We start from the raw sequence: 24783 nt of genomic DNA on the forward strand, positions 1-24783 counted from the left end.
CCGGAAGGGTCCGACAAATCAGACGCGGCACAGCCGTGCGAGGGCAGGCATGGGCAGGACATTTCTTCATCTGGCGCTGGTGCTTCTCGTGGCCTCCTGCGGGGGCGGGCGCTTCGATGCGCCGCGCGATCTCGATGATGCCTGCGCCATCGTGCGCGAGCGCCCGCAATATCTGAGCGCGATGCGCCGGACCGAGGCGCGCTGGGGCATTCCGGTGCATGTGCAGATGGCCACCATTCACCAGGAATCGAAATTCGTGGGCAATGCGCGCACGCCCTTCCGCTATGCGCTGGGCGTCATCCCGATGGGGCGGCTCAGCTCGGCCTATGGCTATTCGCAGGCGCTCGACGATACCTGGGACGAATACCGCGCCGAGACCCGACGCCGCGGCGCCAAGCGCGACCGCATCCATGATGCCACCGATTTCATGGGCTGGTACATGAACGGCACGACCGAGCGTCTGGGCATTTCCAAGGCCGATGCGCGCAACCAGTATCTGGCCTATCACGAGGGCCGCACCGGCTATGCCCGCGGCAGCCACCGCAACAAGTCCTGGCTGATGGCGGTGGCCGACCGCGTGGCCGAGCGCTCCGAGATGTATCGCCGTCAGCTGGCCAGTTGCCGGCGCTGACCGCCCTTCACAGCCCGCGCCGCTGCGTCTCGGCCGTGATCGAGAACCGCGCGGACGGGATCTGACCGCCCGTTTCGGTCTTGCCCAGGATCACCGTGGTCTTGCCGCCGGTCTCGTCGGTGATGATCCACTGGCGCAATTGCACAGGGTCATCCGAGAACACCAGCCGGATCGTGCCGCGTTCGGGGTGGTCAGGATCCTGGGCGATGACGCTTGTCGTCTTGCCGTCGTCGGTATGGCCCACGACCATGCGCGCGCGCGTCAGGTCGATGTCGGGCGCCAGGATCAGGTTCAGCGGCGTCTTCGACAGCGGGTATTGCTCGGGCGGCTGGTTCGACTTGCCATCGAAGATCGCCACCTGGCCGCCGCCGGCCAGAACCAGCGTCCGGTCGGGCGGCGCATATTCGAACCGCACCCGGCCGGGCCGCAGGATATAGAGCGTTCCGGTCGAGATCGAGCCGTCGGCGTTGACCTGGGTGAAGGCCGCCTCGAGCGTCCTGATCCCGTTGAGATAGGACGAGATCTGCGACAGCGAGATCCGGTCGGCCTGCGCGGGCAGGGCGGTCAGAAGGGCAAGGCCCGCAAGGGCGATCAGGTGACGCGGTTTCATGCCCCTATATGTGCGCGCGCGCGGCGGACCTTTCCAGCCCCCGCGCGCATTCTTCGCCAGATTGGGCGGCGTTTTGCCCGCCCTCAGGCTTCGGGGATCAGAACCTCGCGTTTGCCCACGTGGTTTGCCGGGCTGACGACGCCCTGGTCTTCCATCTGCTCGACCAGCCGCGCAGCCTTGTTGTAGCCGATGCCCAGCTTGCGCTGGATGTAGGAGGTCGAGCATTTGCGATCGCGCGCCACGATCGCCACCGCCTGATCATAGAGCGCCTCGTCGCCGTTGGTGTTGCCCCCGAGGCCCAGCACCGCGTCGATCTCCTGGGCTTGCTCTTCCTCGGGGCCTTCGAGCACGCCCGACAGATATTCGGGCGGGCCGAAGCTCTTGAGGTGGTTCACGATTTCCTCGACTTCCTCGTCGCTGACGAAGGGGCCGTGGATGCGGGTGATGCGTGAGCCGGTGCCCATGTAGAGCATGTCGCCCATGCCCAGAAGCTGTTCGGCGCCCATCTCTCCCAGGATCGTGCGGCTGTCGATCTTCGAGGTCACCTGGAACGAGATCCGGGTGGGGAAGTTGGCCTTGATCGTGCCGGTGATGACATCGACCGACGGTCGCTGCGTGGCCATGATCAGGTGGATGCCGCTGGCCCGCGCCATCTGCGCCAGACGCTGGATGCAGGCCTCGATCTCCTTGCCGGCCACCATCATCAGGTCGGCCATCTCGTCGACGATGACCACGATATAGGGCAGGGTCTTGGGTTGGATCTCCTCGGTCTCGAAGATCGGATCGCCGGTTTCCTCGTCAAAGCCGGTCTGGACGGTGCGCTTGAACATCTCGCCCCTGGACAGCGCCTCGCGCACGCGGCCGTTGTAGCCCTCGATGTTGCGCACGCCCATCTTGGACATCTTGCGATAGCGCTCCTCCATCTCGGCCACGACCCATTTCAGCGCCACGACCGCCTTCTTGGGGTCGGTCACCACGGGCGACAGAAGATGCGGGATGCCGTCATAGACGCTGAGCTCTAGCATCTTGGGGTCGATCATGATCAACCGGCATTCGTCGGGCGAGAGCTTGTAGAGAAGGCTCAGGATCATCGTGTTGATGGCGACCGACTTGCCCGAACCCGTGGTTCCCGCGATCAGCAGGTGGGGCATCTTGGCAAGGTTGGCCACGATCGGCTCGCCGGCGATATCCTTGCCCAGGGCCAGCGGCAGGCGCATGTTGCTGTCGCCGAAATCGCGCGCCGAGAGGATCTCGCGCAGGACGACCTTCTCGCGCTGGGCGTTGGGCAGCTCGATCCCGATTACCGAGCGCCCCGGCACCGTCGAGACCCGCGCCGACAGCGCCGACATCGACCGCGCGATGTCATCGGCCAGGCCGATCACGCGGCTGGCCTTGAGGCCCGGCGCGGGTTCCAGCTCGTACATCGTGACCACGGGGCCGGGGCGGACCGACACGATCTCGCCCTTGACGCCGTAATCATCAAGCACGCTTTCCAGCATGCGCGCGTTTTCCTCCAGCGCCTCGTCGGACAGCTGGTGGCGCGCGATGCTGGCGGGATTGGTCAGCAGGTTGAGCGGCGGTGCCTCATAGGCGGCCGCGGCAGCCGGTTCGGGGTCAAGCGCCAGACGCGGCTGGGCCTCGGCTTGCGCCGCGCGCGAGGGCGCCGCCGCGCGCTTGGCCGCATTGTGCACGACGCGGCGCGGCGTGGGGTCCGGGGTCGTTGCACGCAGAAGCGGGCGCGGCCGGGGGGCCGGGGCGGCGCTGTCGTCGGGCACCGCAAAGACGTTGCGCAGATCGTCGTCCTCGGGGTCGAGCGCGGCGGTCTCGGGGGGCATGGGCGCGGGGCTCATGGTCTCGGCCGCGGCGGCTTCGGCGCTGTCGTCGATGGCCACGAAGGGGGTCGGTTCGGGCAGGTTGCGCGCGCCGGGCATGAAGCGCGGCTGGGCCTGGAGCACGGGCTCGATGCGCAGGCTGGGCGCCACCTCGACCGGGGCCGCGCCGCGCGCCAGCCGCCGCGCCACCGCGGCCAGGACCGACGGCCGCGCGGGAATGTCGTCTGCCGCCTGCGCAGAGCGGCTGTCGAATTCGGCGCGCGGGCTGTCCGAGAAGCCGGCGACAGGCGTGCGCAGGTCGGCACCTTGCTGCGCCGGCGCGCGCAGGCCGGCAATGGCGTCCAGATCCCCCTCGTCGTCCGCGTCCATGTCGTCCCAGCCGAAGACCGGGTCGCGGTCGGGCAGGGGCGCGCGCAGGATCGGCATCTGGCGCGGGGCACCGGCCGGTTCGGCAAGCGCGTCGGGCGCGGGCTGTTGCGGTGCCGCGGCGCGGGCGCGGACGGCATCGGCAATGCGGGCGCGGATGCGGTCCTGGCTGGGCGCCTCGGGGGCGGTGTCCCAGTCGGGCGCGGTCTCGATCAGCTCGGGCTCCAGATCGGCCGCAAGATCGGGTTCGGGCAGCGGCGCGGCGCGGCGGATGCGGCCCAGAAGGCCCGGCCGCGGCGCGGCGTCGAAGGCGGGCTCGGCCACCGGCGGAACGGCTGCCTGTTCGGCCTTGCGCTGGCGGGCCTCGCGCAGGCGGGCGGCGGCCTCCTGCGCCCCCGACCCGGCCAGATGCAGCGCCCGGTCATAGCCCAGCGCCAGCGCCAGACCGGTGCCGCGCGCCAGCGCCGACAGTTCGGCGCGTTCGAAGCCCAGCACGAACAGCCCCATCGCCAGCGACGACAGCGCCATGGCAAAGGCGATCAGCTTCAGCGCCACCCCCGGCGCGATCGGCGAGAAGCTGAGCAGCGCACCCATGACCGTATCGCCGAACAGACCGCCCAGCCCGAAGGCATGCGGCCAATCCGTCGGCGGCACCAGCGAGGCCGCATAGGCCGAGATCAGCGCCACCCCGATCGGGGCGAACAGCATGCGCCCGACAAAGCGTTCCTCGCCCCGGTGCAGGATGAAGCGCCCGCCCCAGATCGCCAGCGCCGCCACGATCCCCCAGGCGCCCAGCCCCACGAAGACCGACAGAATCGACGCGATCGAGGCCCCCGCGCGGCCCATCAGGTTCTGCGCCGGGGCATCCGTCACCGCCAGCCAGCCCGGATCGTCGGGCGAATAGCTGGCCAGCGTGGCCGTCAGCATCAGCGCCAGCACGACCAGCCCGGCCCCGACCAGTTCCTTGCCGCGTCGTTCCAGAACGGCCTGGGTGGTCTGGTCCAGAAGGGGGTCACGTCCGCGGGCCTGAAACGACGCCATCTTTTCTGTCCTCATCCGTAAAGGCAGGCGCGGAGCCGGGTCAGGCCGCGCTGCGTTTCCGCGTGGGGGGCGACCAGCGCCACCCGGATGTAGTCATTGCCGGGGTTCGCATCCCCGGAGTTGCGCGCAAGATAGGCGCCGGGCAGCACCCGCACGCCGGCTTCGCGCCACAGTTTCAACGCCGCCGCCTCGCCCGTGGCGATCGACGCGGGCACCTTCAGCCACAGGAAGAACCCGGCCTCGACCGGGCGAAAGCCGGGCAGATCGCCCAGGATGTCCTGCGCCAGATCATATTTGGCGCGGTAGAGGGCGCGATTGGTCTCGACATGGGTTTCGTCGGCCCAGGCGGCGGTGGACACGCGCTGCACCGGCAGCGGCAGCGGTGCCCCGGCATAGGCGCGCAGCCGCCGGATATGGGTCATCGACTGCGGACCCGCCGCCACGAAGCCCGAGCGCAGACCGGCCAGGTTCGACCGCTTGGACAGCGAATTGAACATCACCACGCGCTCGGGGGCGGCGCCGGTGGCCGCGGCCACGTCCAGCACGCCGGGCGGCGGCGTGTCGGCCCAAAGCTCGGAATAGCATTCGTCCGAGAAGATCACGAAATCATGCCGCTCGGCCAGCTCCAGCAGCCGCGCCAGGTAATCGCGCCCCGCCACCGCGCCTTGCGGATTGGCGGGCGAGCACAGGAAGGCAATCGCCATCCGGTCCAGGATATCCGGGTCAAGCCCTTCGAAATCGGGCAGGAAACCGGTTTGCTCGGTGGCATCGACATAAAGCGGCTGCGCCCCCGTCGTCATCGCCCCCATGGCATAGACCTGATAGAAGGGGTTGGGCATCGCCACCACGGGCTGCCGGCCGCGCTTGGTCTCGGGGCAGAGCGCCAGCACCGCGTTGAACAGCGCCTCGCGGGTGCCATTGGCCGCCATCAGCCGCTCGGGCGCAAGCGTCACGCCGTGGCGCCGCGCGGCCCAGTCCGAGATCGCGCCCAGAAGCTCGGGCGTGCCTTCGTTGACGGGATAGCGGCCGAATTCGGCCAGGCTCTCGGCCAGGATCGGGCCGACGAAATCGGGAATGGCGTGGCGCGGCTCGCCGATCGTCATGGCGATCGGTTCGGCGCCCGGTTCATGGACGTCCAGAAGTTTCCGCAAACGCGGAAATGCGTATTCGGGCAGGTTCGAGAACCGCTCGGGAAATGCCATGTCTGCCTCTGGGTTTCGGGGTCGTGGATGCCCCGTTTGTGCCAGATCCTAGCCCCAAGCCCGCCACAGGTCCAGCCAAACAGCCGCAGCCCGCGCCGCGGCCCCCCGTCTGTTGCATTTCAGCCAAGCGCGGTTTCGGCCGCCATCCCCAGCCGCAGAAGGCGCGTGTCGGCGCCCGGCAGGCCCATCAGCATGATCCCGGCAAAGCGCGTGCCGGTGGGAAGCGTCAGCGCGCACAGCCCGAAGATGTTGCCCACCCGCGTGTTGCGCAGCGCCAGCAGGTTCTCGGTTTCGAAATAGGCGCGGTCGGACAGCAGGCGCGCGGCATCGGGCGGCCCGATGGGCGAAGTCGGGATCGCCACCGCGTCAAAGGCCGCGGCCTCGGCGGCGAAGGCGGCGCGATGCTGGGCAAGCGCGTTCCACCCGGCCACATATTCGGCCGCCGAGACGCAGGCGCCACCGCGGAACCGCTCAAGGATCAGCGGATACATCTTTTCGGGGGCGGCCTCGATCACCGCGGCCCAATTGCCATAGGCTTCGGGGGCGAACAGCACGCCCGACAGGTCCATTGCCGGGTCGACCACCTCGACGCGGCGGCGCACGATCTGCGCGCCGGCCGCGGCAAGACGGTCCAGCGCGGTCTCGAAACCCTGCATCTGGGGCGCGCGCACCTCCGTCAGGGCCAGCCCCTCGGGCACCAGGATGCGCGTGCCGGCCAGTGTCGCGCCGCGCAGGTCGGGCATGGCGCTGCCTTCAAGGGTGGCAACCACAGCGGCGCAATCCTCGACCGTCCGGGCGATCGGGCCCACCGTGTCAAAGCGCTTGCAGAGCGGCACCACGCCCTCGAGCGACAGCCGCCCGTGCGTGGGCTTGAAGCCGACCAGGTCGTTCCAGGCCGCCGGGATGCGGATCGAGCCGCCGGTGTCCGAGCCCACCGCCGCCGCCGCCAGCCCGAAGGCCACCGAAAGCGCCGCCCCCGACGACGAGCCCCCCGGCGCCAGCCCCGGATCGTGCCGGTTGGGGGGCGTTGCGGTCATCGGGTTGAGGCCCAGCCCGGAAAAGGCCAGCTCGGTCATGTGGGTCTTGCCCAGGCAGATCGTGCCGGCCGCCGTGGCCTGCGCCAGAACGCGGGCGTCGCGGTCGGGCACCCGCCCCGCCAGCAGCCGCGAGCCGGCCTCGGTTCCCAGCCCCGCGCTGTCGTAGAGATCCTTCCACGACAGGCACACCCCATCGAGCGGGCCGCGCCGCAGCCCCAGACGGGCGCGATCCGCGGCGGCCAGCGCTTCGGCGCGGGCGCGGCCGGGGGCCAGGCGGGCATAGATGCGCGCGCCGTCGGGATGGGCTGCGGCGGCGTCCAGATAGGCTTCGGTCAGCGCGCACGGGTCCAGCCGCCCGGCGGCGATTTCCCTGCCCTGCGCGGTGGCGCTCATGCTCAGAAACTGATCCATCTGCCCTTCCCCTGTCGATGGCGCAGGCTAGCGCTGCAAAGGGTGATGGACAATCCCGGCCGCGGGTCCATATTGGCGGCATGGAACAGGATTTCGATGTCGTGATCGCGGGTGGCGGGCTGGTCGGCCCGGCCCTTGGGCTGGCGCTGGCCGGCGCGGGCCTTCAGGTGGCGGTGGTCGATCCCGCACCGCGGGCCGAGCGCGCCGAGGAAGGCTTTGACGGCCGCGCCTATGCGCTGGCGGCGGGCTCGCAGCGCATGCTGGCGGCCTTGGGGCTGTGGGACGATCTGGCCCCCGAATCCCAGCCGATCCTGAAGGTCGTGGCCGCCGATGGCCGCGCGGGCGAGGGCTGCGCGCCCTGGCCGCTGCGCTTTGACGCCGCCGAGATGGAGGGCGGCCCGCTGGGCTTCATGCTGGAGGATCGCTTTCTCTATGCGGCCCTGCGCGGGGCGATGGACCGGCTGACCCTGATCGCGGGCGTGGCGGTAAACAGCCAGCACGAGACGCCCGCGGGTATCGAGGTCGGCCTGTCGGACGGGCGGATGCTGCGTGCGCGGCTTCTGGTCGGCGCGGACGGGCGGCGCTCGGGCGTGGCCGTGCGCGCGGGCATCACCCGCAGCGGCCACGATTACGGCCAGACCGCGCTGGTCGCGGCCATCGCGCACGAGCGCCCGCATGAGGGCACCGCCTATCAGATGTTCATGTCGACCGGGCCGCTGGCGATCCTGCCGCTGACGGGCAACCGCTCCTCGGTGGTCTGGTCCGAGCGCAGCGCCGCCGCCGACGCCATTGCCAAGCTGGGCGACGCCGATTTCCTGGGCCTTCTGGCGCCGCGCTTCGGGGATTTCCTGGGCGAGATCTCGCTCTGCGGGCCGCGCTTTTCCTACCCGCTGGGGCTGACGCTGGCCGACAGCTATGTCGCGCCGCGTGTCGCGCTGGTGGGCGATGCCGCGCATGGGGTGCACCCGATCGCGGGGCAGGGCCTCAACATGGGGCTGCGCGATGTGGCCGCCCTGGCCGAGGTTCTGGTGCGCGCGCGCCGGCTGGGCATGGATATCGGCCGCTTCGAGGTGCTTGAGCAATATCAGCAGTGGCGGCGCTTTGACGCCACCACGATGGGGCTGGGCATGGATGCGGTCAACCGGCTGTTCTCGAACGACAATCCCATCCTGCGTGCGGCGCGCGATGTCGGCATGGGGCTGGTGGGGGCGGTCGGTCCGCTGCGCCGGGCCTTCGCCCGCGAGGCCGCCGGAACCGCCGGTGCCCTGCCGCGGCTGATGCGCGGGCAGGCGCTCTAGGCACGCGCGGCGGAGGGCCGGTCGCGCTCAGTCGAGCGCGCGCGCCTCGCATTCCAGAAGGATCGGGATCCCCTCGCGGATCGGAAAGGCCAGCCCCGCCGCGCGCGAGACCAGCTCCTGACGCTCGGCGTCATAGGACAGCGTGGTCTGCGTCAGCGGACAGACCAGCGCCTCGAGCATGTGCCGGTCGAAACTGGGGTCGGCGGGGGCGCGCGCGTCGGTCATTGCACCATCTCGCCTTCCCCGCCCCGCAGCGCGAATTCCAGAAGCGTCACCAGCGTCTCGCGCCGCGTGCTGAGCGATGGCGCCTCCAGAAGCGCCTGCTTGTCCTCGGGCTCGAACGGCAGCAGCATCGACAGCGAATTCAGCATGAATTCGTCGTCGGCCTCGCGCAGGCTTTCCCAGTCGGTCGACAGGCCCTGCGCCGCGAAATAGCGGCACAGCAGGTCCATGAACGGATCGCGTTCAAAGCCGTCATCGGTTTCGGGCCGGGGGTCGCGGTCGCGGCCGAACCCCTCCCACGAGATCTCGGCCTGCCGATAGGGCGTGTCCGACGCCGCCTCGGACATCAGGCGAAACCGCGACACGCCGGTCAGCGTGATCATGTAGCGCCCGTCCTCGGTTTCCGAGAAGGCCGTTATCCGACCGGCGCAGCCGATGGTGTTGAGCACGCTCTCGCCGCCTGGCAGGCGACGGGGCTGGATCATGCCGATCAGACGCGCCGGCGTCTTGAGACAATCGTCGAGCATGTGCAGATAGCGCGGCTCGAAGATATGCAAGGGCAGGCGGCCCCGCGGCAGGAGCAGCGCACCGGGCAGCGGGAACAGCGGCAGAAGGCGGGGCAGTTCGATGGATTTCGTCATGCGTGCCGAGATAGGACGCGAAGGCGCGGCGGCAACCGCGCCGGCTGCGTCAGTTTGATCCTCAGGCGAACATCATCGACGACAGCCGCCGCCGCCCCTTCAGCGCCAGCGGATCGTTGGGCTTGAGCGCGTCGAAGATGGTGAACAGCTGTGCCCGCGCGGCGCCCTCGTTCCATTCTCGGTCGCGGCGGAACAGCTCCAGAAGGCTGTCGATCGCCCCGGCCACATCGCCCGCGGCATGCTGGGCCTGCGCCAGATCGAAGCGCGCCTGATGGTCGTCGGGATCGGCGGCCACGCGCGCTTCCAGCTCGGCGATGGGCCCGGCATCGGCGGCCTGACGCGCCAGCGCCAGCTGCGCGCGGGCGGCCTCGACCGGGGCCGAGGCGGCCAGCTTCTCGGGCACGGCGTTCAGGAAGCCCTCGGCCCGGTCCAGATCGCCCGCCGCGATATAGGCGCGGACCAGCCCGCCATGGGCTTCGGCGATATTGGGGTCCTCGCCCAGGATGGCGGCAAAGGTTTCGGCGGCGTCGGCCACGGCGCCTTCGGCCAGCATCGCCTCGGCGGCCTCGATCGCGTCGGCCAGCCCGCCATCCCCGGCCATCGCGGCCAGCTTCTCGACGAATTTCTTCAGCTCCGAGGGCGGCAGCGCGCCCTGGAAGGCATCGACCGGGCGGCCCTGGAAGAACGCATAGACCGTGGGGATCGACTGCACGCGCAATTGCGCGGCGATGGCCTGGTTTTCATCGACATTGACCTTGACCATGCGCACCTTGCCGCGCGCGGCCTTCACCTCGGCCTCGAGCGCCGGGCCAAGCTGCCGGCAGGGGCCGCACCAGGGCGCCCAGAAATCGACGATCACCGGCACCTCGAGGCTGCCGTCGATCACCTCGGCCATGAAATCGGCCTCGGTCACGTCCTTGATCAGGTCTGCATCAGCGGGGGATTGCGAATCCGTCAGCATTGCCGTCCTTCCATGTTCGGCAGGCATGCGCCTGCGGGGTCAGCTTGCGCCCTATATGCGGCGGCGGCGGCGCCCCGCCAAGGGGGTCACGGGTCGAAGCGCGCGAAAACCGGCGCATGATCCGACGGCTGTTCCCAGCCGCGCACGTCGCGCAGGATGCGCGAGCCGCCCGCCCGCGGCGCGAGATCGGGGCTGGCCCAGATGTGATCCAGCCGCCGGCCCTTGTCCGCCCCATCCCAGTTCGGCGAGCGATAGGACCACCACGAATAGAGCTGGCCTTCGGGGATATCGGCGCGGGTCACGTCGACCCAGCCGCCCGCGCCGCGCGTGCGCTCGAAGGTCTCGACCTCGATCGGGGTGTGGCTGACCACCTTCAGAAGCGCGCGGTGGTTCCACACGTCATCCTCGCGCGGGGCGATGTTCAGGTCACCCACCAGGATCGCGCGTTCGGGGCGATGGGTGCGGAAATCGGCCTCCATCGCAGCCAGGAAATCCAGCTTCTGGCCGAATTTCTCGTTCTGGGTGCGGTCGGGGATGTCGCCGCCGGCCGGAACATAGACGTTGTGGATCAAAACGCCGTTCGCAAGCCGCCCGGCGATATGGCGCGCATGCCCCAGCCCGGCCCAATCCTCGGCGCGTTCCTCGGCGATGGGCAGGCGCGACAGGATCGCCACGCCATTGTAGCCCTTCTGCCCGCGCGCCACGACATGGGTATAGCCCAGCGGCGCGAACACCTCGAGCGGCAGCTTCTCCACCGGGCATTTGCATTCCTGCAAGCACAGCACGTCGGGGGCTTCCTCGCGCAGGAGCCGTTCGACGAGCGGCGCGCGCAGGCGCACCGAATTGATGTTCCAGGTGGCGAGGGTGAAGCTCATCCCGTGTTCCTTCTCGATTGCGGCGCGATCCTGCGCGATGGCGCGGCGCGGCACAAGACCGGCCGGGACGGGCGGGACGAGAGGCGGGAAAAGTGTCGGGGGCGGTCCTTCCGGAGGACAAGAGGCGCCGCCCCCGAGAACGGAGGTCTCAGGCGTTGAGCCTGTAGCCCCCGGATTCGGTGACCAGCAGCCGCGCGTTCGACGGATCGGGTTCGATCTTCTGGCGCAGCCGGTAGATATGGGTTTCCAGCGTGTGGGTGGTGACGCCGGCGTTATAGCCCCAGACCTCGTGCAACAGCACGTCGCGCGGCACCACGCCATCGGGCGCGCGCTGGAGGAACTTGAGGATATTGGTTTCCTTCTCGGTCAGGCGGATCTTCTTTTCGCGCTCGTCGATCAGGATCTTCATCGCCGGGCGGAAGGAATAGGGGCCGATCTGGAAGACGGCATCTTCGGATTGTTCATGCGTGCGCAGCTGCGCGCGGATGCGAGCCAAGAGAACCGGGAACCGGAACGGCTTGGTGATGTAATCGTTGGCGCCCGAGTCGAGCCCAAGGATCGCATCGGCATCGGTGTCGTGCCCGGTCAGCATCATGATCGGGCATTTCACGCCCAGCCGGCGCAGCTTCTTGCACAATTCGCGCCCGTCGGTATCGGGCAGACCCACGTCGAGCATCACCAGATCGTAGAGCGCGTCACGCGTCTTCTCGACCGCGCCGGCGCCGCAATCGGCCTCGAACACGTCGAATTCCTCAAGCGCGACAAGCTGTTCGGCCAGAGCCTCGCGCAGGTCGGTATCGTCATCGACAAGCAGGATTTTCTTCAGCGTGGCCATATGCACACCTCCGGAAATTGTGAACCTAAACTGGGCTCGGGCCGCCGCTTCCACAAGGGCAGGGCTGTCGCTATCACGCGGTCGTGTCGGAAAATGGCCGATTGTTTCAGTTTGTTTCCCCGCGGGCGCAGCAAGAGCCGTTCCCATCGGCGGCGTGCGGCGCTATCTCAGGGGGCATGACGCATCCGCTTGTTCCTTCGCTGCCCGACCTGATCGCGCGTGCCCGCGCCGATCTGCGCATGGGTCTGCCCGTCGTTCTGGACGGCCCCGCGCCGCAGCTTGCGGCCGCGGTCGAGACGCTCAGCCCCGAGCGGCTGGCCGCGCTGGGCCCCGATGTGGTGCTGGTGCTGACCGCGCGCCGGGCCGAGACGCTGAAGGCGCGCGCCTATGACGGCGACATCGCCCGGGTGGCGGTGCCTGCGGGTGCCGACCTTGGCTGGCTGCGCGCGCTGGCCGATCCGGCGGGCGATCTGATGACGCCGATGAAGGGGCCGCTCAGGACATTGCGCGAGGGTGACGCCGGCCCGGCCCGCGCGGCGGTGGGTCTGGTCAAGACCGCGCATCTTCTGCCCGCGGTGCTGATGGCGCCCCTGCCCGATGCGAGTGCGGTGCCGGGGCTGACGCATCTGCCGGCCACGCTTTTGCCCGCGGCGCTGGCGGCCGAGGCGCAATTCGCCCCGGTCTCGGTGGGGGCGCTGCCGATGCAGGCGGCGGGGCGCGGGCGGCTCCATGTCCTGCGCGCCGACGGCGAGGAGCATTTCGCCGTCGAGGTGGGCCAGCCCGACCGCGACCGCCCGGTTCTGGCGCGGCTGCATTCGGCCTGTTTCACCGGCGACGTTCTGGGCAGCCTCAAATGCGACTGCGGCCCGCAGCTTCACGCCGCGCTGGCGCGGATGGGGGCGGAAGGCGCGGGCGTGCTGCTCTATCTCAACCAGGAGGGGCGCGGGATCGGGCTGGCCAACAAGATGCGGGCCTATTCGCTTCAGGATCAGGGCTTTGACACGGTCGAGGCCAATCACCGGCTGGGCTTCGAGGATGACGAGCGCGACTTTCGCATCGGCGCGGCGCTGCTGCGCCAGCTGGGCTTTTCGGCGGTGCGCCTTCTGACCAACAACCCCGCCAAGGTGGCGATGCTGGAAAGCCACGGCGTCCGGGTCGTCGAGCGTGTGCCGCTGAAGGTGGGGCGCGGCCCCGAGAACGCCGCCTATCTGGATACCAAGGCCGCCAAATCGGGACATCTGCTGTGAACGCCCCTGCGATGAATGCCAATGACCTGATCCTGACGCCCACCGGGCTGATCTTCCGCAACCGCCGCATTCCGGTGGTGGTGGGGCGGGGCGGGCTGCGCGCCGACAAGCACGAGGGCGACGGCGCCACGCCGCTTGGCGCGCATCGGATCGTGGGCATGCTCTATCGCGCCGACCGCATCGCGCGGGCGCGGTTGCCGCATTGGGCGGTGCCGATCGGGCCGAACGATCTGTGGTGCGATGCGCCCTTGCACGAGGATTACAACCACATGGTCGCGGCGCCCTTCGCCGCCAGCGCCGAGCGTCTGCGCCGGGCCGACCCGATGTATGACCTGGTGCTGGTGACCGACTGGAACTGGCCCGAGGCGCGGGCGCACCGCGGCTCGGCCATCTTCGTGCATGCCTGGCGCCGGCCGGGTTTCCCGACCGCCGGTTGCGTGGCCATGGCGCGGGGGCATCTTCTGTGGCTGGCCGCGCGGCTGGACCCCGACAGCCGGCTGATCGTGCGCGGCGAACGCCCGCCGCGGCCGGGTATCGCGGGCCCCGGCGCAGGTGGCACGTCTCAGCGGTTCGAATAATCCCGCGCGCCGAAGATCGCGCTGCCCACGCGCACATGGGTGGCGCCGGCGGCGATCGCGGCCTCGAAATCCGCGCTCATCCCCATCGACAGACCCGTCAGCCCGTTGCGGGCGGCCATCTCGGCCAGGGCCGCGAAATGGGGGGCGGGGTCCGTGCCCTCGGGGGGGATGCACATCAGCCCCTCGACCGGCAGATCCATCGCCTGTGCCTCAGCGACGAAGGCATCCACGCCCTCGGGCAGGACACCGGCCTTCTGCGGCTCGGCCCCGGTGTTGACCTGCACGAAAAGCCGCGGCGAAGCCCCGCGCGCCTGCGCCAGACGCGCCAGCTTCTGGGCCAGCGACGGCCGGTCCAGCGTGTGGATCGCCTCGAACAATTCGACCGCCTGCTTGGCCTTGTTGGTCTGGAGCGGGCCGATCATGTGCACCGACACGCCCGCGAAGCGCGCGCGCCAGCCCGGCCATTTCCCGGCCGCCTCCTGCACGTAATTCTCGCCAAAGAGGAGATGCCCCTCCTCGAGCACGGCCTCGACCCGTTCGGGGGGCTGCACCTTCGACACCGCGATCAGCGCGACCGAACCGGGCGCCCGGCCCGCGGCGGTCTCGGCGGCACGGATACGATCCAGGATCTGGGAAAGTCCGCTCATCTGTCCTCCGGCAGAAGATCATCCAGCGCCGCGATCAGCGGGGCCAGTTCGGTTTCATAGCGCCGCCAGCCGCCCTTTGATCGGGTGTTGATCGGCTGGCGCGCCTGATAGACGGAAAGCGTCCGCACCTCGCGGGTGTTTTCGTGGAATTTCAGGCAGGCGTCCTCCCACTCGAGGTTGCACGCCGCGATCAGCGCGCGGGCCTGCGGTTCGGGGTCAGCGACCAGATCCTCGTAGTGAACCTCGTGGACGAAATCGCCCAGCTCTTCCTTCCAGAAGGCAACCATGCGCAGGAAGCCGCGATAGTAATGCGCCAGATTCTCGAGGTTGTAGGCATAGAGATGCGTGCCCTCGGCAAAGCGGTTCTTGTAGATCGACAGCAGGTTGTCGCGCGGGTCGCGCCGCACCACGACCACACGGGCATTGGGCAGCGTGCGCCGGATCGCGCCCAGATACATGTAGGTCATGATCGACTTGTCGCTGACCCGCTCTGCGCCGGGAAACCGCGCCAGCATTTCGTCGCGGTAGGCGTGGCCAAGGCGCAGGATCTCGCCCTCGGGGATGTCGCGGAAGCCGCGGATGCCGCCGTGGCCGTCGTCCATCAGCCCCTCGCCCTGGCGCACGAAGGCCGCGGCCTCGCCGGCGCCGGTCACGGTGGAATGGCTGGCGATGATCTGCTCGATCAGCGTGGTGCCCGAACGCGGCATCCCGGTCACGAAGATCGGGGCAAAGTCGCTGGCGCCGTCCAGGGGGGTGAAATCGGCGCCGCGGAAGCTTGCGATCAGCGCGTCAAGCTTGGCGTCGCGGGCCTCGGGGCTGTAGGGGTGAAGCCGGTTGATCGCGTCGTTTGCGGGCCGCAGATAGGTGAACACGCGGTCATGCGCGCCGATGTCCTCCATCGCCTTGGCCAGGGCAAAGCCCATCTCGGCGCGCGCGCCTTCGGGCAGGTCGGGGCGGTCATGAGCCGCCTGCATCTGCGCCAGAAGCGGGTCGTCGGCGGTGAACTTGTGCCCGATGGCCAGCGTCAGCCAGACCTCGCCCTGCGTCGGATCAAGCGTCAGCGCGTCGAGAAACATCTTCTCGGCGGTGGCGAATTCACCCTTGGTCTGGAGGATCAGCGCCTTTTCCGACAGCGCCGACGCGTGATCGGGCTTGAGCGCCAGCAGCCGGTCATAGGTGCTCAGCGCCTCGTCGGCGCGCCCCAGCCTGCGCAGCACATGGCCCAGATACCCCAGCCCGGAAAGCGAGCGCGGATTGGCCGCGACCGCCGCGCGCGCCAGCCGTTCGGCCAGGTCGAGATCGGGCGCGGGCGTGCGCATCAGCGTCGAGACGGCGATTTCCTGCGCGGCGCAATCCTTCGGCGCCAGCCGCGCCGCCTTGAGCGCCAGCGGCAGCGCCGAGGCCGCAAGCCCGTGATCGCGCAGGGCCTGCGCCAGAGCGACCAGCGCCGGCACCAGGTTGGGGCGGTGTGACACCGCCTGCGCCAGCGGTTGCAGCGCCGCCTTGGGCTGACCCGCCTTCAGCGCGATCCGGCCCAGCTGCACCAGCGCCTCGGCCCAACCGGGATCAAGGGCCACCGCCTTGGCCAGCGCCTGCATCGCGGCCCGGCTTTGGCCCGCGCGCGCCAGCGCCGTGCCGCGCAGCTGCGCAAACAGCGCCACGCGCGGATGGCTGCGCTCGGCGTCCTCGGCGGCGCGCGCGGCCCCCATCCAGTTGCCGCGCGCCATCAGCCCGTTGATGCGCACCGCATCCTTGGCGGCGGTGGCGCTGAGCGTGGGCGCGGGATGCGGCCGGTCGGGCGCGAACCGCGCGCTGATCGTGCGGCGCAGCGCGGCGTCGACGGGCGCGCGCGCGATCGCGTCCAGAAGCGGGGCCTCGGGCGCGCCGGACAGGGCCACGGCCTCGGCGCGGCCCATCCAGATCGACGCCTCGGCCGGGCGCAGTTCACAGGCGCGTTCCAGATGCGGCAGCGCGCGCGCCGGCGCCAGCGTGCCCATGTAAAGCTCGGCCAGCCCCAGATGCGCGGGCAGATAGGCCGCATCCAGCGCCAGCGCGGCTTCATAGGCGGCGCGGGCCTCGGCCGGGCGATGGGCGGCGACATGGGCGCGGGCCTCGCGGACAAGATCGGCGGGACTTGCGCCCGTTGCGGGGGAAGATGACATGCCGGTTCCGATGCTGAGAGGCGGGGGATCACGCCCCCCGAATGCGTCTGGACCGGACCCTAGTCAGAGCCCGCGGCGATGTCGAGAGAGGGGGGGGCGTCGAGAGCGCGGGGCGCGCGCGGGAGAAGCGGCCGGTATCGCGGCCCGCGCGCGTGGCATGCCCGGAAAGCGCTTGGCCCGGAAAGCGCTTGGCCCGGAAAGCGGAGAGGGCCCAAAAGAAAAGAGCGGGTCCGAAGACCCGCTCTTCCCTGAAATCGGACGATCGTTCGATCAGAACGACATCGCCACGCCGATCGAGTACGACTCGGTGTCGTTCGCGGCCGGGGCTTCGAAGTCGGTCGCGCCGTAGCCGGCTTGGACGACGGCACCGCCACCCAGATCGTAGTTCACGACCAGGCCATAGCCGGTCACGTCGGCGTTGACGGCGTCCACGTCGTATTTGCCGTAGTTGGCGGCAACGGTCCACGGGCCGGTGGTGTAGGCAACGCCCAGACCCATGTGGGTCGCGTCGGGGGTGTTGGTCAGAACACCGGTCACATCGCGCGCTTCGAAGTCATAGGACGAGTAGTTCAGACCGGCCAGGAAGCCATTGCCGAAGTCGGCCTTGACCGAGGCACCGATCACGTCGCCGTTGGTGCGCGAAACCAGGGTGTAGGGGCCGATCGCGGTGGCCGCACCTTGTTGGTAGCCGAGGCCGAAGTCCAGAGCGACGGTCGACATTTGGGTCGAGTATTTCAGACCGACGCCGATGCTGTCGTCGGCGTCAACGCCCGGAACCGACTGGCCTTGAGCGAATTGCTCATACGACAGGGCGAAGCCGAAGGCGCCCATGGCGTATTCGTAGCGCAGGACCTGGTCGTCGTTCTGACCGTCGAACGCGGCGTTGCCGTTGAAGCCACCGTGGGTGGTTTCGTCGTCAGCGATCGAGCCACCGGCCAGGTTGACTTCGGTCATGGCCCAGTCGAACGCACCGTCGGTGTCGCCCATGGTCAGTTTGCCGAAGGCGCCGCCGATGAACACGGTTTCGTTGTCGCCGGCGATGTCGTTGCGGGTGCGGACGTTGCCGTCACCTTGCAGCGAGAAGGTGAAGCCGAACTCGAGGCCCGCATCGGTGGTGCCGGTGCCTTTGATGTCGATGCTGTAGTCCTGGTGGAACGACAGGTCGTCGGTGCCGACGCCGTAGAAGTCGCCGCCCTGGAAGCCCATTTCAGCCGAGCCGCCGATCGTCATTTCGGCCGAGGCAACGCCCGCGGTCATCACCAGCGCGGTCGAAGCAAGGAGAAGCTTTTTCATGATTTCCCTCGTTGTCTCTAAGGAATAGCCCAACTCGGGCAAGTCCGAACTGGGTATGAGCTTCATTTCACTCTTCCCGCCCCACATTGCAACCGCGCCGGAACGGCCCCGGACAAGAACGCCTGCCGTGGTGCAGTCTTGCCACAGTCCATGCCGCCGCTGCCGCCACGAGGCGCCGGGATCGGAAGGGGAGAGGCGCGGCGCGGGCACCGAGGGCGCGCCCGCAGGGCCATGGAATCGCCGTCTCGGGGCCCATTTCACCAGAGAATGGTTAATTCCCCCTTGAGGGCGCCGCCCGACGCGCCCGCGCGCGGATCGGGGCACGGGGGGAACGGGGGAAACACTTGTCGGCAAAGGGTGCATGGGCTAGGACACGACAGGATGCCGTCTGCGATGGTCCTTCGCGCGATGAAGGGGGATGGCGGCAGCGGGCAATGGCGACAGCGGGCGAGGCTTGGATATGATGTCGAGCGGATTGCGGGCAGGCTTGGTTCTGGGTCTGGCACTGGCCCTTGCAGGCTGTGGCGCGGGCAGCGGTCTCAAGCGCATGTTCTCGGTCTCGCAGCCCGGCGGCGGCACCGGCGAGGATGCCGTCATGGCCAACCCCGATTACGTGCCGCAGAAGGTGGGGCAGGAACGCCGCTCGACCGTCTGGGATCTGTTCTCGAATTCCGACGACCCCAATATCACCGTCGAGGTGAACAAGTATCTCTGGCAAGCCTCGCTCGAGGTGCTGGACTTCCTGCCGATCCAGACGGTCGATCCGTTCTCGGGGGTGATCGTCACGGGCTATGGCACCCCGCCGGGCGGCGGGCGCGCCTATCGCGCCATCGTGCAGGTCAAGGACCCGTCGCTGGATGCGCGCGCGCTCAAGGTCGCGCTTGAACGGCGCGGCGGCGGGGCGGTCCCGCCCGAGACCGTGCGCGCCGTGGAAGACGCCATCCTGACCCGCGCGCGCCAGCTGCGCATCCGCGACGGCAAGCTCTGACGCCAGCGGGCGGCCCACTTCCCCCGCGTCCTTCGGTTCCAGTCGCGCGCTCTGGACGCGCGGCCTGCGCGTTTCTATAACGCGCCAGATTTCAGCCGGAACACGAAGGGCCAAGGAATGTCGCGCTACGACCCCAGCCAGATCGAACCCAAGTGGCGGACCGCATGGGAAGAGGCCCAGGTCTTCCAGGCGCGCCATGATCCCGCGCGGCCCAAATATTACGTGCTGGAGATGTTCCCCTATCCGTCGGGGCGCATCCACATGGGGCATGTGCGCAACTACACCATGGGCGACGTGGTGGCGCGCTACAAGATGTCGTGTGGTTTCAGCGTCTTGCACCCGATGGGGTGGGATGCGTTCGGGATGCCGGCCGAAAACGCCGCGATGGAGCGGGGCGGCCATCCCAAGGACTGGACCTATGCCAACATCGCCGACATGCGCGACCAGCTCAAGCCGCTGGGCCTGTCGATCGACTGGAGCCGCGAATTCGCCACCTGTGACCCGGAATATTACGGCCAGCAGCAGGCGATGTTCCTCGACATGCTGGACGCGGGGCTGATCTATCGCAAGTCCGCGCAGGTCAACTGGGACCCGGTGGACATGACGGTTCTGGCCAACGAACAGGTGATCGACGGGCGCGGCTGGCGCTCGGGGGCGCTGGTCGAGCGGCGTGAGCTGACGCAATGGTTCTTCCGCATCTCGGACTATTCCTCCGAGCTTCTGGAGGCGCTCGACGGGCTGAAGGACTGGCCCGAGAAGGTGCGCACCATGCAGGCCAACTGGATTGGCCGCAGCCAGGGTCTGCAATTCGCCTTCACCACCGTGGGCGCGCCCGAGGAGTTCGACCGGATCGAGGTCTACACCACCCGCCCCGACACGCTTCTGGGCGCCAGCTTCTGCGCCATCTCGCCCGACCATCCGCTGGCCCGCCATCTTGAGCGCCACGACCCCAAGGTGGCCGAATTCGTGGCCGAATGCCGCCGCATCGGCACCAGCGAGGAAGCCCTGGAAAAGGCCGAGAAGAAGGGCCTCGACACCGGCATCCGTGTCCTGCATCCGCTTGATAATGCGTGGGAACTTCCGGTCTATATCGCCAATTTCATCCTGATGGATTACGGCACCGGCGCCATCTTCGGCTGCCCCGCGCACGACCAGCGCGACTTTGACTTTGCCACGAAATACGGCCTGCCGATCGAGGCGGTCTTCGAGGCGGCCGAGAACCCCGCGCCGCTGACCGAAGCCTTCGTGCCGATGAAATCCGAGCCCGTGCGCTATGTCCGCGGCTTTGCCGGCGAGGCCGTGCAGACCGGCGAGGCCGCCGTGGCCGCCGCCATCGCCTTCTGCGAGGAAAACGGCATCGGCCGCGGTGTCACCAATTACCGCCTGCGCGACTGGGGCCTGTCGCGGCAGCGCTACTGGGGCTGTCCGATCCCGGTCGTGCATTGCCCCGATTGCGGCGTGGTTCCCGAGAAGAAGGAGAACCTGCCGATCCGGCTGCCCGACGACGTGACCTTCGATCAGCCGGGCAACCCGCTTGACCGTCACCCGAGCTGGCGCGACTGCACCTGCCCGCGCTGCGGGGCCGCGGCCCGGCGCGAGACCGACACGATGGACACCTTTGTCGATTCGTCGTGGTATTACGCGCGCTTCACCGCGCCGCGCGCGACCACGCCCACCGACCGCGCCGAGGCCGATTACTGGATGAACGTCGATCAATATATCGGCGGCATCGAACACGCGATCCTGCATTTGCTCTATTCGCGCTTCTTCGCGCGGGCGATGGTGAAGACCGGGCATCTGCCCGCGAAGGCGGCCGAGCCCTTTGACGCGCTCTTCACGCAAGGCATGGTCACGCACGAGATCTACATGACCCGCGACGCCGCGGGCCGGCCGGTCTATCACCTGCCCGAGGATGTGACCGACGGCAAGCTGGCCGATGGCACCCCGGTCGAGGTGATCCCCTCGGCCAAGATGTCGAAATCCAAGAAGAACGTGGTCGATCCGGTCAACATCATCCGCGATTTCGGCGCCGATACCGCGCGCTGGTTCATGCTGTCGGACAGCCCGCCCGAACGCGACGTGGAATGGACCGCCTCGGGTGCCGAAGCCGCCTCGAAGTTCCTGGCGCGCGTCTGGCGTCTGGCCCACGAGACCGCCGAAGGCGCGGGGGGCGCCGGCGGGCCGGCCGATGCCGCGCTCGAGAAGGCGATCCACAAGGGCATCGACGAGATCACCCGCGCCATCGACGGCTTTGCCTTCAACAAGGCCGTGGCCAAGGTCTATGAGCTGACCAACACCTTCGCGCGCTCCGACGCCTCGAACGCGGCCCGCCGCGCGGCGATGCGGATCATGGCGCAGCTGATGGCGCCGATGGTGCCGCACCTGGCCGAGGATATCTGGACGATGCTGGGCGGCGAAGGTCTGGTGGTCAACGCGCCCTGGCCCAAGGCCGACCCCGCGCTTCTGGTCGAGGACGAAGTGACCCTTCCGATCCAGATCAACGGAAAGAAACGCGGCGAGATTTCGGTGCCGCGCGACATGGACAAGGCGGGTGTCGAAGCCGCCGTCCTGGCCGATCCGGCGGTGCAGAAGGTGCTGAACGGCGCCGCGCCGAAGAAGCTGATCGTGGTGCCGGGGCGAATCGTCAATGTGGTGGTCTAGGCGCGCGCTGATCGCGGCGGCCGGGGCGGCGGCTCTGGCCGGCTGCGGCTTTACCCCCGCCTATGGCCCGGCCGGCGGGGCGGGCGCGCTTCTGGGCGCGGTCGAGCCCCGCGCGCCCGAAACGCGCGACGAATTCGCCCTGTCCCGGCGTATCTCGGAACGGCTGGGGCCGGCGGCCACCCCGCGCTACCGGCTGGAATACGAGATCGAGACCGACGCCGAAGGCCAGGCGATCACCCCGGAAAACGCCATCACGCGCTATGCGCTGTCGGGGATCTCGCGCTATCGGCTGCATGACGCGGCCAGCGATGCGGTGCTGCTGACGGGCGAGGTGCGCTCGTTCACCTCGTGGAAGGCGTCGGGGTCCACCGTGGCCACGCTGACCGCCGAGGAAGACGCGCATGAACGGCTGATGCGGATGCTGGCCGACCAGATCGTCACCCGCCTGATCGCCACCGCCGCCACGCTGCCGCGCGCCGCGGCTGTCGCGGATGCCGGGGCAGGGGCGGGGCGGTGAAACTTTCCGGCCCGGCGGCGCGTCGCTATCTGGAGCGGCCCGACCCGGCCCATGCCGGGCTGTTGATTTACGGACAGGACGCGATGCGCGTGGCGCTCAAGCGCCAGCAGGCCGTGGCCGCCATCGTCGGCCCCGATGCCGAGGCCGAGATGCGCCTGACCCGCCTGCCCGGCGCCGATCTGCGCCGCGATCCGGCCGCGGTGCAGGATGCGATGCGCGCGCAGGGCTTCTTTCCCGGCCCGCGCGTCGTCCTGATCGAGGAGGCCACCGACGCGGGCGCGCCCGCCCTGACCGCGGCCCTGGCCGACTGGCGCCCCGGCGATGCGGCGCTTGTGGTGACGGGCGGTGCGCTCAATGCGCGCTCGAAGCTGCGCAAGCTTTTCGAAACCGACCGCCGCGCCGTGGCCGTGGCCATCTATGACGATCCGCCCAGCCGCGACGAGATCGCCGCCGAACTGGCCCGCGCGGGGCTGGCGCAGGTGCCGCCCGACGCGATGCGCGACCTCGAGGCGCTGGCGCGGGCGCTCGATCCCGGCGATTTCCGTCAGACGCTGGAGAAGATCGCGCTTTACAAATACGGGGATTCGGCACCGCTGAGCCCGGCCGATATCGCCGAATGCGCCCCGGTCACGATGGACGCGGGGCTTGATGATCTGATCGCCTGTGCCGCCGACGGGCGCCTGCCGGAATTGTGCACCCTGATGCGCCGGATCGAGGGGCAGGGCATCGCCCCCGTCTCGATCGCCATTGCCGCGCTGCGCCATTTCCGGGCGCTGCATGCGGCGGCCTCGGCGCCGGGCGGGCCGGCCGAGGGGATCGGGCGGCTGCGCCCGCCGGTGATGGGGCCGCGGCGCGACCGCATGCTGCGCCAGGCCGAGGCCTGGGGGGCGGTGCGCCTTGAAGCGGCGCTGGCCGTTCTGGTCGAGGCCGATCTGTCGCTGCGCTCGTCCTCGCGCGCGCCGGCGATGGCGGCGATCGAACGCGCGCTGATGCGGCTGGCCTCGATGGGGCGGCGCTGACGCCCCCCTTGCGGGCCGCGCGGCCCCGTGTCAGATCGGCAGCAAGGGGCGGAGGGCGTTGGCGATGGCGGATGTTCTTGTGATCGGGGCGGGGCCGGCGGGCCTGATGGCGGCCGAGGTCGCCGCGCGGGCCGGGGCGCGGGTCAGCGTGCTCGAGGCGCGCCCGAGCCCCGCGCGCAAGCTGCTGATGGCGGGGCGCTCGGGGCTGAACCTGACCCGCGACGAGGCCCCCGAGGCCTTTGCCGGACGCTATTCCGCGCCCTGGATCGGCGCGATGACCGCGGCATTCGGCCCGCCCGAGGTCCGCGCCTGGGCCGAATCGCTGGGGATTGCGCTGTTTGCGGGCTCGACCGGGCGCGTCTTTCCTGTCGAGATGAAGGCCTCGCCGCTTCTGCGGGCGTGGCTGGCGCGGCTAGGCGAAATGGGTGTGCGGGTGCAAAGCCGCTGGCGCTGGACCGGGTTCGACGGCCCCGCGCTGTGCTTCGACACGCCCGAGGGGCCCCGGTCCCTGACCCCCGGCGCCACCGTTCTGGCGCTGGGCGGGGCCAGCTGGCCGCGGCTGGGCTCGGATGCCGCCTGGGTGCCCTGGCTGGCCGCGCGCGGGGTCGAGATCGCGCCGTTTCGCCCCGCCAACATGGGGTTTCAGGTCGTCTGGTCAGACCACATGACGCCGTTCCTCGGCCAGCCGGTCAAGGGACTGGCCTTGCAGGCCGGGGCGCTGCGCTCGCGCGGCGAGATGGTGATCTCGGCCCGCGGGATCGAGGGCGGCGGCATCTACGAGGTCTCGGCGGCGGTGCGTGACGGCGCCGCGCTGACGCTGGACCTGTGCCCCGACCGCAGCCTCCTCGAGGTGACGGGGCGGCTGGGTGCGCGCGGCAAGGCCAGCCTGACGACCCATCTGCGCAAGGCGCTGCGGCTTGATCCGGTCAAGATTGCGCTGGTGCAGGAATGGGGCCGGCCGCTGCCGCAGACGCCCGAGCGCCTGGCACGGCTGCTCAAGGCGCTGCCGGTGCGCCATGCCGGGCCGCGCCCGCTGGCCGAGGCGATTTCCTCGGCCGGGGGCATCACCCGCGCGGCCATGGGGCCGGATCTGGAACTGGCCGCGCTGCCCGGTGTCTTTGCCGCCGGCGAGATGCTGGACTGGGAGGCGCCCACGGGCGGCTATCTGCTGACCGGCTGTCTGGCGACGGGGCGGATCGCGGGGCAGGCGGCGGCGCGCCATGTCGGGAAGGGGGGCGCCTGATGCGGGTCGATCATGCCGAACTTGCGGCGCGGGTGCAGGCGCTTTGCGCGGGCGAAACCGACGAGGTGGCGCTGATGGCCACGCTTGCCTGCGAGATCCACCATTCCGACGACCGCTTCGACTGGACCGGCTTTTACCGCGTGACCGGGCCCGAGACCCTGAAGATCGGCCCCTATCAGGGCGGGCACGGCTGCCTGGTCATCCCGTTTTCGCGCGGGGTCTGCGGGGCCGCGGCGCGCTGGCGCCAGACCCAGCTTGTTGCCGATGTCGAGGCCTTTCCCGGCCATATCGCCTGTTCGTCGACCACCCGCTCCGAGCTGGTCGTGCCGGTCCTGGGCGCGGGCGGGCGGCTGATCGGGGTGCTGGATATCGACAGCGACCGCCCGGCGGCTTTCGACGCGACCGATGCCGCCGCCTTCGAGCATCTGTTGGCGCAGGTCTTCGGCGCGCTCTGAGCGGCGTGCCA

Annotated in this window: 22 protein-coding genes; 10 read left to right on the top strand and 12 right to left on the bottom strand. The window is 69.6% G+C overall.

All coding sequences use genetic code 11. The annotated features are described in order from the left end of the window. Window positions 1-49 precede the first annotated feature (49 nt). Window positions 50-631 (top strand): transglycosylase SLT domain-containing protein, encoded by a 582-nt coding sequence (locus BW949_RS04410; RefSeq protein ID WP_076363750.1) that lies wholly within the window; start codon window positions 50-52, stop codon window positions 629-631. Between the two features lie 7 nt (window positions 632-638). On the opposite strand, the gene BW949_RS04415 is transcribed toward BW949_RS04410, so the two are convergent. From BW949_RS04415 to BW949_RS04430, 4 genes are all read right to left on the bottom strand, one after another. Then, a complete protein-coding gene (locus BW949_RS04415; RefSeq protein WP_076363751.1) occupies window positions 639-1241 on the bottom strand; it encodes a LolA family protein in 603 nt (200 codons plus the stop codon). An 83-nt stretch (window positions 1242-1324) separates the two neighbouring features. After that, a complete protein-coding gene (locus tag BW949_RS04420) occupies window positions 1325-4480 on the bottom strand; it encodes a DNA translocase FtsK (RefSeq protein ID WP_076363752.1) in 3156 nt (1051 codons plus the stop codon). Window positions 4481-4491: 11 nt separating this feature from the next. Beyond that, the gene (locus BW949_RS04425) at window positions 4492-5682 is read right to left on the bottom strand and encodes an aminotransferase class I/II-fold pyridoxal phosphate-dependent enzyme (protein WP_076363753.1); all 1191 of its coding nucleotides are present in this window, start codon (window positions 5680-5682) and stop codon (window positions 4492-4494) included. A gap of 119 nt (window positions 5683-5801) precedes the next feature. Further along, window positions 5802-7130, bottom strand: a complete 1329-nt coding sequence (locus BW949_RS04430; RefSeq protein ID WP_076363754.1) for an amidase — start codon at window positions 7128-7130, stop codon at window positions 5802-5804. Window positions 7131-7210: 80 nt separating this feature from the next. On the opposite strand from BW949_RS04430, the gene BW949_RS04435 reads away from it, so the two are divergent. Next, entirely contained in the window at window positions 7211-8428 is a 1218-nt protein-coding gene (locus tag BW949_RS04435) for an FAD-dependent monooxygenase (protein WP_076363755.1), read from the top strand. A gap of 27 nt (window positions 8429-8455) precedes the next feature. Here BW949_RS04435 and BW949_RS04440 read toward each other — a convergent pair whose 3' ends face one another. From BW949_RS04440 to BW949_RS04460, 5 genes are all read right to left on the bottom strand, one after another. Beyond that, window positions 8456-8653, bottom strand: coding sequence for a Trm112 family protein (locus tag BW949_RS04440; RefSeq protein WP_076363756.1), 198 nt, complete (start codon window positions 8651-8653; stop codon window positions 8456-8458). After that, window positions 8650-9291: an LON peptidase substrate-binding domain-containing protein gene (locus tag BW949_RS04445; protein ID WP_076363757.1), complete on the bottom strand. Its 642-nt coding sequence runs from the start codon at window positions 9289-9291 to the stop codon at window positions 8650-8652. Before BW949_RS04445 ends, BW949_RS04440 begins: the two co-directional genes overlap by 4 nt. Window positions 9292-9352: 61 nt before the next feature. Further along, on the bottom strand, window positions 9353-10252 hold the full coding sequence (trxA, locus tag BW949_RS04450; RefSeq protein ID WP_076363758.1) for a thioredoxin: 900 nt from the start codon (window positions 10250-10252) through the stop codon (window positions 9353-9355). Between the two features lie 86 nt (window positions 10253-10338). Next, complete coding sequence (locus BW949_RS04455; RefSeq protein WP_076363759.1) at window positions 10339-11127, bottom strand: exodeoxyribonuclease III; 789 nt, start codon at window positions 11125-11127, stop codon at window positions 10339-10341. Between the two features lie 148 nt (window positions 11128-11275). Then, entirely contained in the window at window positions 11276-11962 is a 687-nt protein-coding gene (locus BW949_RS04460; RefSeq protein ID WP_076363760.1) for a response regulator transcription factor, read from the bottom strand. Window positions 11963-12138: 176 nt separating this feature from the next. Here BW949_RS04460 and ribA point away from each other — a divergent pair, with 176 nt between their 5' ends. Both ribA and BW949_RS04470 read left to right on the top strand, forming a co-directional pair. Then, complete coding sequence (gene ribA / locus BW949_RS04465) at window positions 12139-13209, top strand: GTP cyclohydrolase II (protein WP_076363761.1); 1071 nt, start codon at window positions 12139-12141, stop codon at window positions 13207-13209. Window positions 13210-13220: 11 nt separating this feature from the next. Further along, window positions 13221-13787: a L,D-transpeptidase family protein gene (locus tag BW949_RS04470; protein ID WP_076363762.1), complete on the top strand. Its 567-nt coding sequence runs from the start codon at window positions 13221-13223 to the stop codon at window positions 13785-13787. Here BW949_RS04470 and BW949_RS04475 read toward each other — a convergent pair. The 3 genes from BW949_RS04475 to BW949_RS04485 all read right to left on the bottom strand — a co-directional run bounded on the left by BW949_RS04475 (window position 13772) and on the right by BW949_RS04485 (window position 17889). Beyond that, entirely contained in the window at window positions 13772-14434 is a 663-nt protein-coding gene (locus BW949_RS04475) for a YggS family pyridoxal phosphate-dependent enzyme (RefSeq protein ID WP_076363763.1), read from the bottom strand. The two genes, BW949_RS04470 and BW949_RS04475, sit on opposite strands and share 16 nt — an antisense overlap. Further along, a complete protein-coding gene (locus tag BW949_RS04480; RefSeq protein WP_076363764.1) occupies window positions 14431-16596 on the bottom strand; it encodes a tetratricopeptide repeat-containing sulfotransferase family protein in 2166 nt (721 codons plus the stop codon). The genes BW949_RS04475 and BW949_RS04480 overlap by 4 nt, the downstream gene beginning before the upstream one ends. Window positions 16597-16866: 270 nt before the next feature. Next, window positions 16867-17889, bottom strand: a complete 1023-nt coding sequence (locus BW949_RS04485) for a porin (RefSeq protein ID WP_076363765.1) — start codon at window positions 17887-17889, stop codon at window positions 16867-16869. A 475-nt stretch (window positions 17890-18364) separates the two neighbouring features. Here BW949_RS04485 and BW949_RS04490 point away from each other — a divergent pair, with 475 nt between their 5' ends. The 6 genes from BW949_RS04490 to BW949_RS04515 all read left to right on the top strand — a co-directional run bounded on the left by BW949_RS04490 (window position 18365) and on the right by BW949_RS04515 (window position 24772). Further along, the gene (locus tag BW949_RS04490; RefSeq protein WP_412779554.1) at window positions 18365-18877 is read left to right on the top strand and encodes a DUF3576 domain-containing protein; all 513 of its coding nucleotides are present in this window, start codon (window positions 18365-18367) and stop codon (window positions 18875-18877) included. A gap of 117 nt (window positions 18878-18994) precedes the next feature. Beyond that, window positions 18995-21538: a leucine--tRNA ligase gene (gene leuS, locus BW949_RS04495; protein WP_076363766.1), complete on the top strand. Its 2544-nt coding sequence runs from the start codon at window positions 18995-18997 to the stop codon at window positions 21536-21538. Further along, the gene (lptE, locus tag BW949_RS04500; protein WP_076363767.1) at window positions 21525-22055 is read left to right on the top strand and encodes an LPS assembly lipoprotein LptE; all 531 of its coding nucleotides are present in this window, start codon (window positions 21525-21527) and stop codon (window positions 22053-22055) included. The genes leuS and lptE overlap by 14 nt, the downstream gene beginning before the upstream one ends. Then, the gene (gene holA, locus BW949_RS04505; protein ID WP_076363768.1) at window positions 22052-23074 is read left to right on the top strand and encodes a DNA polymerase III subunit delta; all 1023 of its coding nucleotides are present in this window, start codon (window positions 22052-22054) and stop codon (window positions 23072-23074) included. Before lptE ends, holA begins: the two co-directional genes overlap by 4 nt. 64 nt (window positions 23075-23138) lie before the next feature. Further along, the gene (locus BW949_RS04510; RefSeq protein WP_076363769.1) at window positions 23139-24317 is read left to right on the top strand and encodes a TIGR03862 family flavoprotein; all 1179 of its coding nucleotides are present in this window, start codon (window positions 23139-23141) and stop codon (window positions 24315-24317) included. Continuing rightward, a complete protein-coding gene (locus BW949_RS04515; RefSeq protein ID WP_076363770.1) occupies window positions 24317-24772 on the top strand; it encodes a GAF domain-containing protein in 456 nt (151 codons plus the stop codon). Before BW949_RS04510 ends, BW949_RS04515 begins: the two co-directional genes overlap by 1 nt. Window positions 24773-24783 lie beyond the last annotated feature (11 nt).

The sequence above is a fragment of the Phaeovulum vinaykumarii genome (genome assembly GCF_900156695.1).
GTDB classification, from domain to species: Bacteria; Pseudomonadota; Alphaproteobacteria; order Rhodobacterales; family Rhodobacteraceae; genus Bieblia_A; species Bieblia_A vinaykumarii.

What these genes read in the sequence shown, in the direction of transcription:
- trxA (WP_076363758.1), bottom strand. Translation starts at nt 10,252, where the DNA reads ATGCTGACGGATTCGCAATCCCCCGCTGATGCAGACCTGATCAAGGAC.
- BW949_RS04485 (WP_076363765.1), bottom strand. Translation starts at nt 17,889, where the DNA reads ATGAAAAAGCTTCTCCTTGCTTCGACCGCGCTGGTGATGACCGCGGGC.
- BW949_RS04480 (WP_076363764.1), bottom strand. Translation starts at nt 16,596, where the DNA reads ATGTCATCTTCCCCCGCAACGGGCGCAAGTCCCGCCGATCTTGTCCGC.
- BW949_RS04510 (WP_076363769.1), top strand. Translation starts at nt 23,139, where the DNA reads ATGGCGGATGTTCTTGTGATCGGGGCGGGGCCGGCGGGCCTGATGGCG.
- BW949_RS04455 (WP_076363759.1), bottom strand. Translation starts at nt 11,127, where the DNA reads ATGAGCTTCACCCTCGCCACCTGGAACATCAATTCGGTGCGCCTGCGC.
- leuS (WP_076363766.1), top strand. Translation starts at nt 18,995, where the DNA reads ATGTCGCGCTACGACCCCAGCCAGATCGAACCCAAGTGGCGGACCGCA.
- BW949_RS04445 (WP_076363757.1), bottom strand. Translation starts at nt 9,291, where the DNA reads ATGACGAAATCCATCGAACTGCCCCGCCTTCTGCCGCTGTTCCCGCTG.
- BW949_RS04475 (WP_076363763.1), bottom strand. Translation starts at nt 14,434, where the DNA reads ATGAGCGGACTTTCCCAGATCCTGGATCGTATCCGTGCCGCCGAGACC.
- BW949_RS04435 (WP_076363755.1), top strand. Translation starts at nt 7,211, where the DNA reads ATGGAACAGGATTTCGATGTCGTGATCGCGGGTGGCGGGCTGGTCGGC.
- BW949_RS04420 (WP_076363752.1), bottom strand. Translation starts at nt 4,480, where the DNA reads ATGGCGTCGTTTCAGGCCCGCGGACGTGACCCCCTTCTGGACCAGACC.
- BW949_RS04430 (WP_076363754.1), bottom strand. Translation starts at nt 7,130, where the DNA reads ATGGATCAGTTTCTGAGCATGAGCGCCACCGCGCAGGGCAGGGAAATC.
- BW949_RS04410 (WP_076363750.1), top strand. Translation starts at nt 50, where the DNA reads ATGGGCAGGACATTTCTTCATCTGGCGCTGGTGCTTCTCGTGGCCTCC.
- ribA (WP_076363761.1), top strand. Translation starts at nt 12,139, where the DNA reads ATGACGCATCCGCTTGTTCCTTCGCTGCCCGACCTGATCGCGCGTGCC.
- BW949_RS04415 (WP_076363751.1), bottom strand. Translation starts at nt 1,241, where the DNA reads ATGAAACCGCGTCACCTGATCGCCCTTGCGGGCCTTGCCCTTCTGACC.
- BW949_RS04470 (WP_076363762.1), top strand. Translation starts at nt 13,221, where the DNA reads ATGAATGCCAATGACCTGATCCTGACGCCCACCGGGCTGATCTTCCGC.
- BW949_RS04425 (WP_076363753.1), bottom strand. Translation starts at nt 5,682, where the DNA reads ATGGCATTTCCCGAGCGGTTCTCGAACCTGCCCGAATACGCATTTCCG.
- BW949_RS04440 (WP_076363756.1), bottom strand. Translation starts at nt 8,653, where the DNA reads ATGACCGACGCGCGCGCCCCCGCCGACCCCAGTTTCGACCGGCACATG.
- BW949_RS04460 (WP_076363760.1), bottom strand. Translation starts at nt 11,962, where the DNA reads ATGGCCACGCTGAAGAAAATCCTGCTTGTCGATGACGATACCGACCTG.
- BW949_RS04515 (WP_076363770.1), top strand. Translation starts at nt 24,317, where the DNA reads ATGCGGGTCGATCATGCCGAACTTGCGGCGCGGGTGCAGGCGCTTTGC.
- lptE (WP_076363767.1), top strand. Translation starts at nt 21,525, where the DNA reads ATGTGGTGGTCTAGGCGCGCGCTGATCGCGGCGGCCGGGGCGGCGGCT.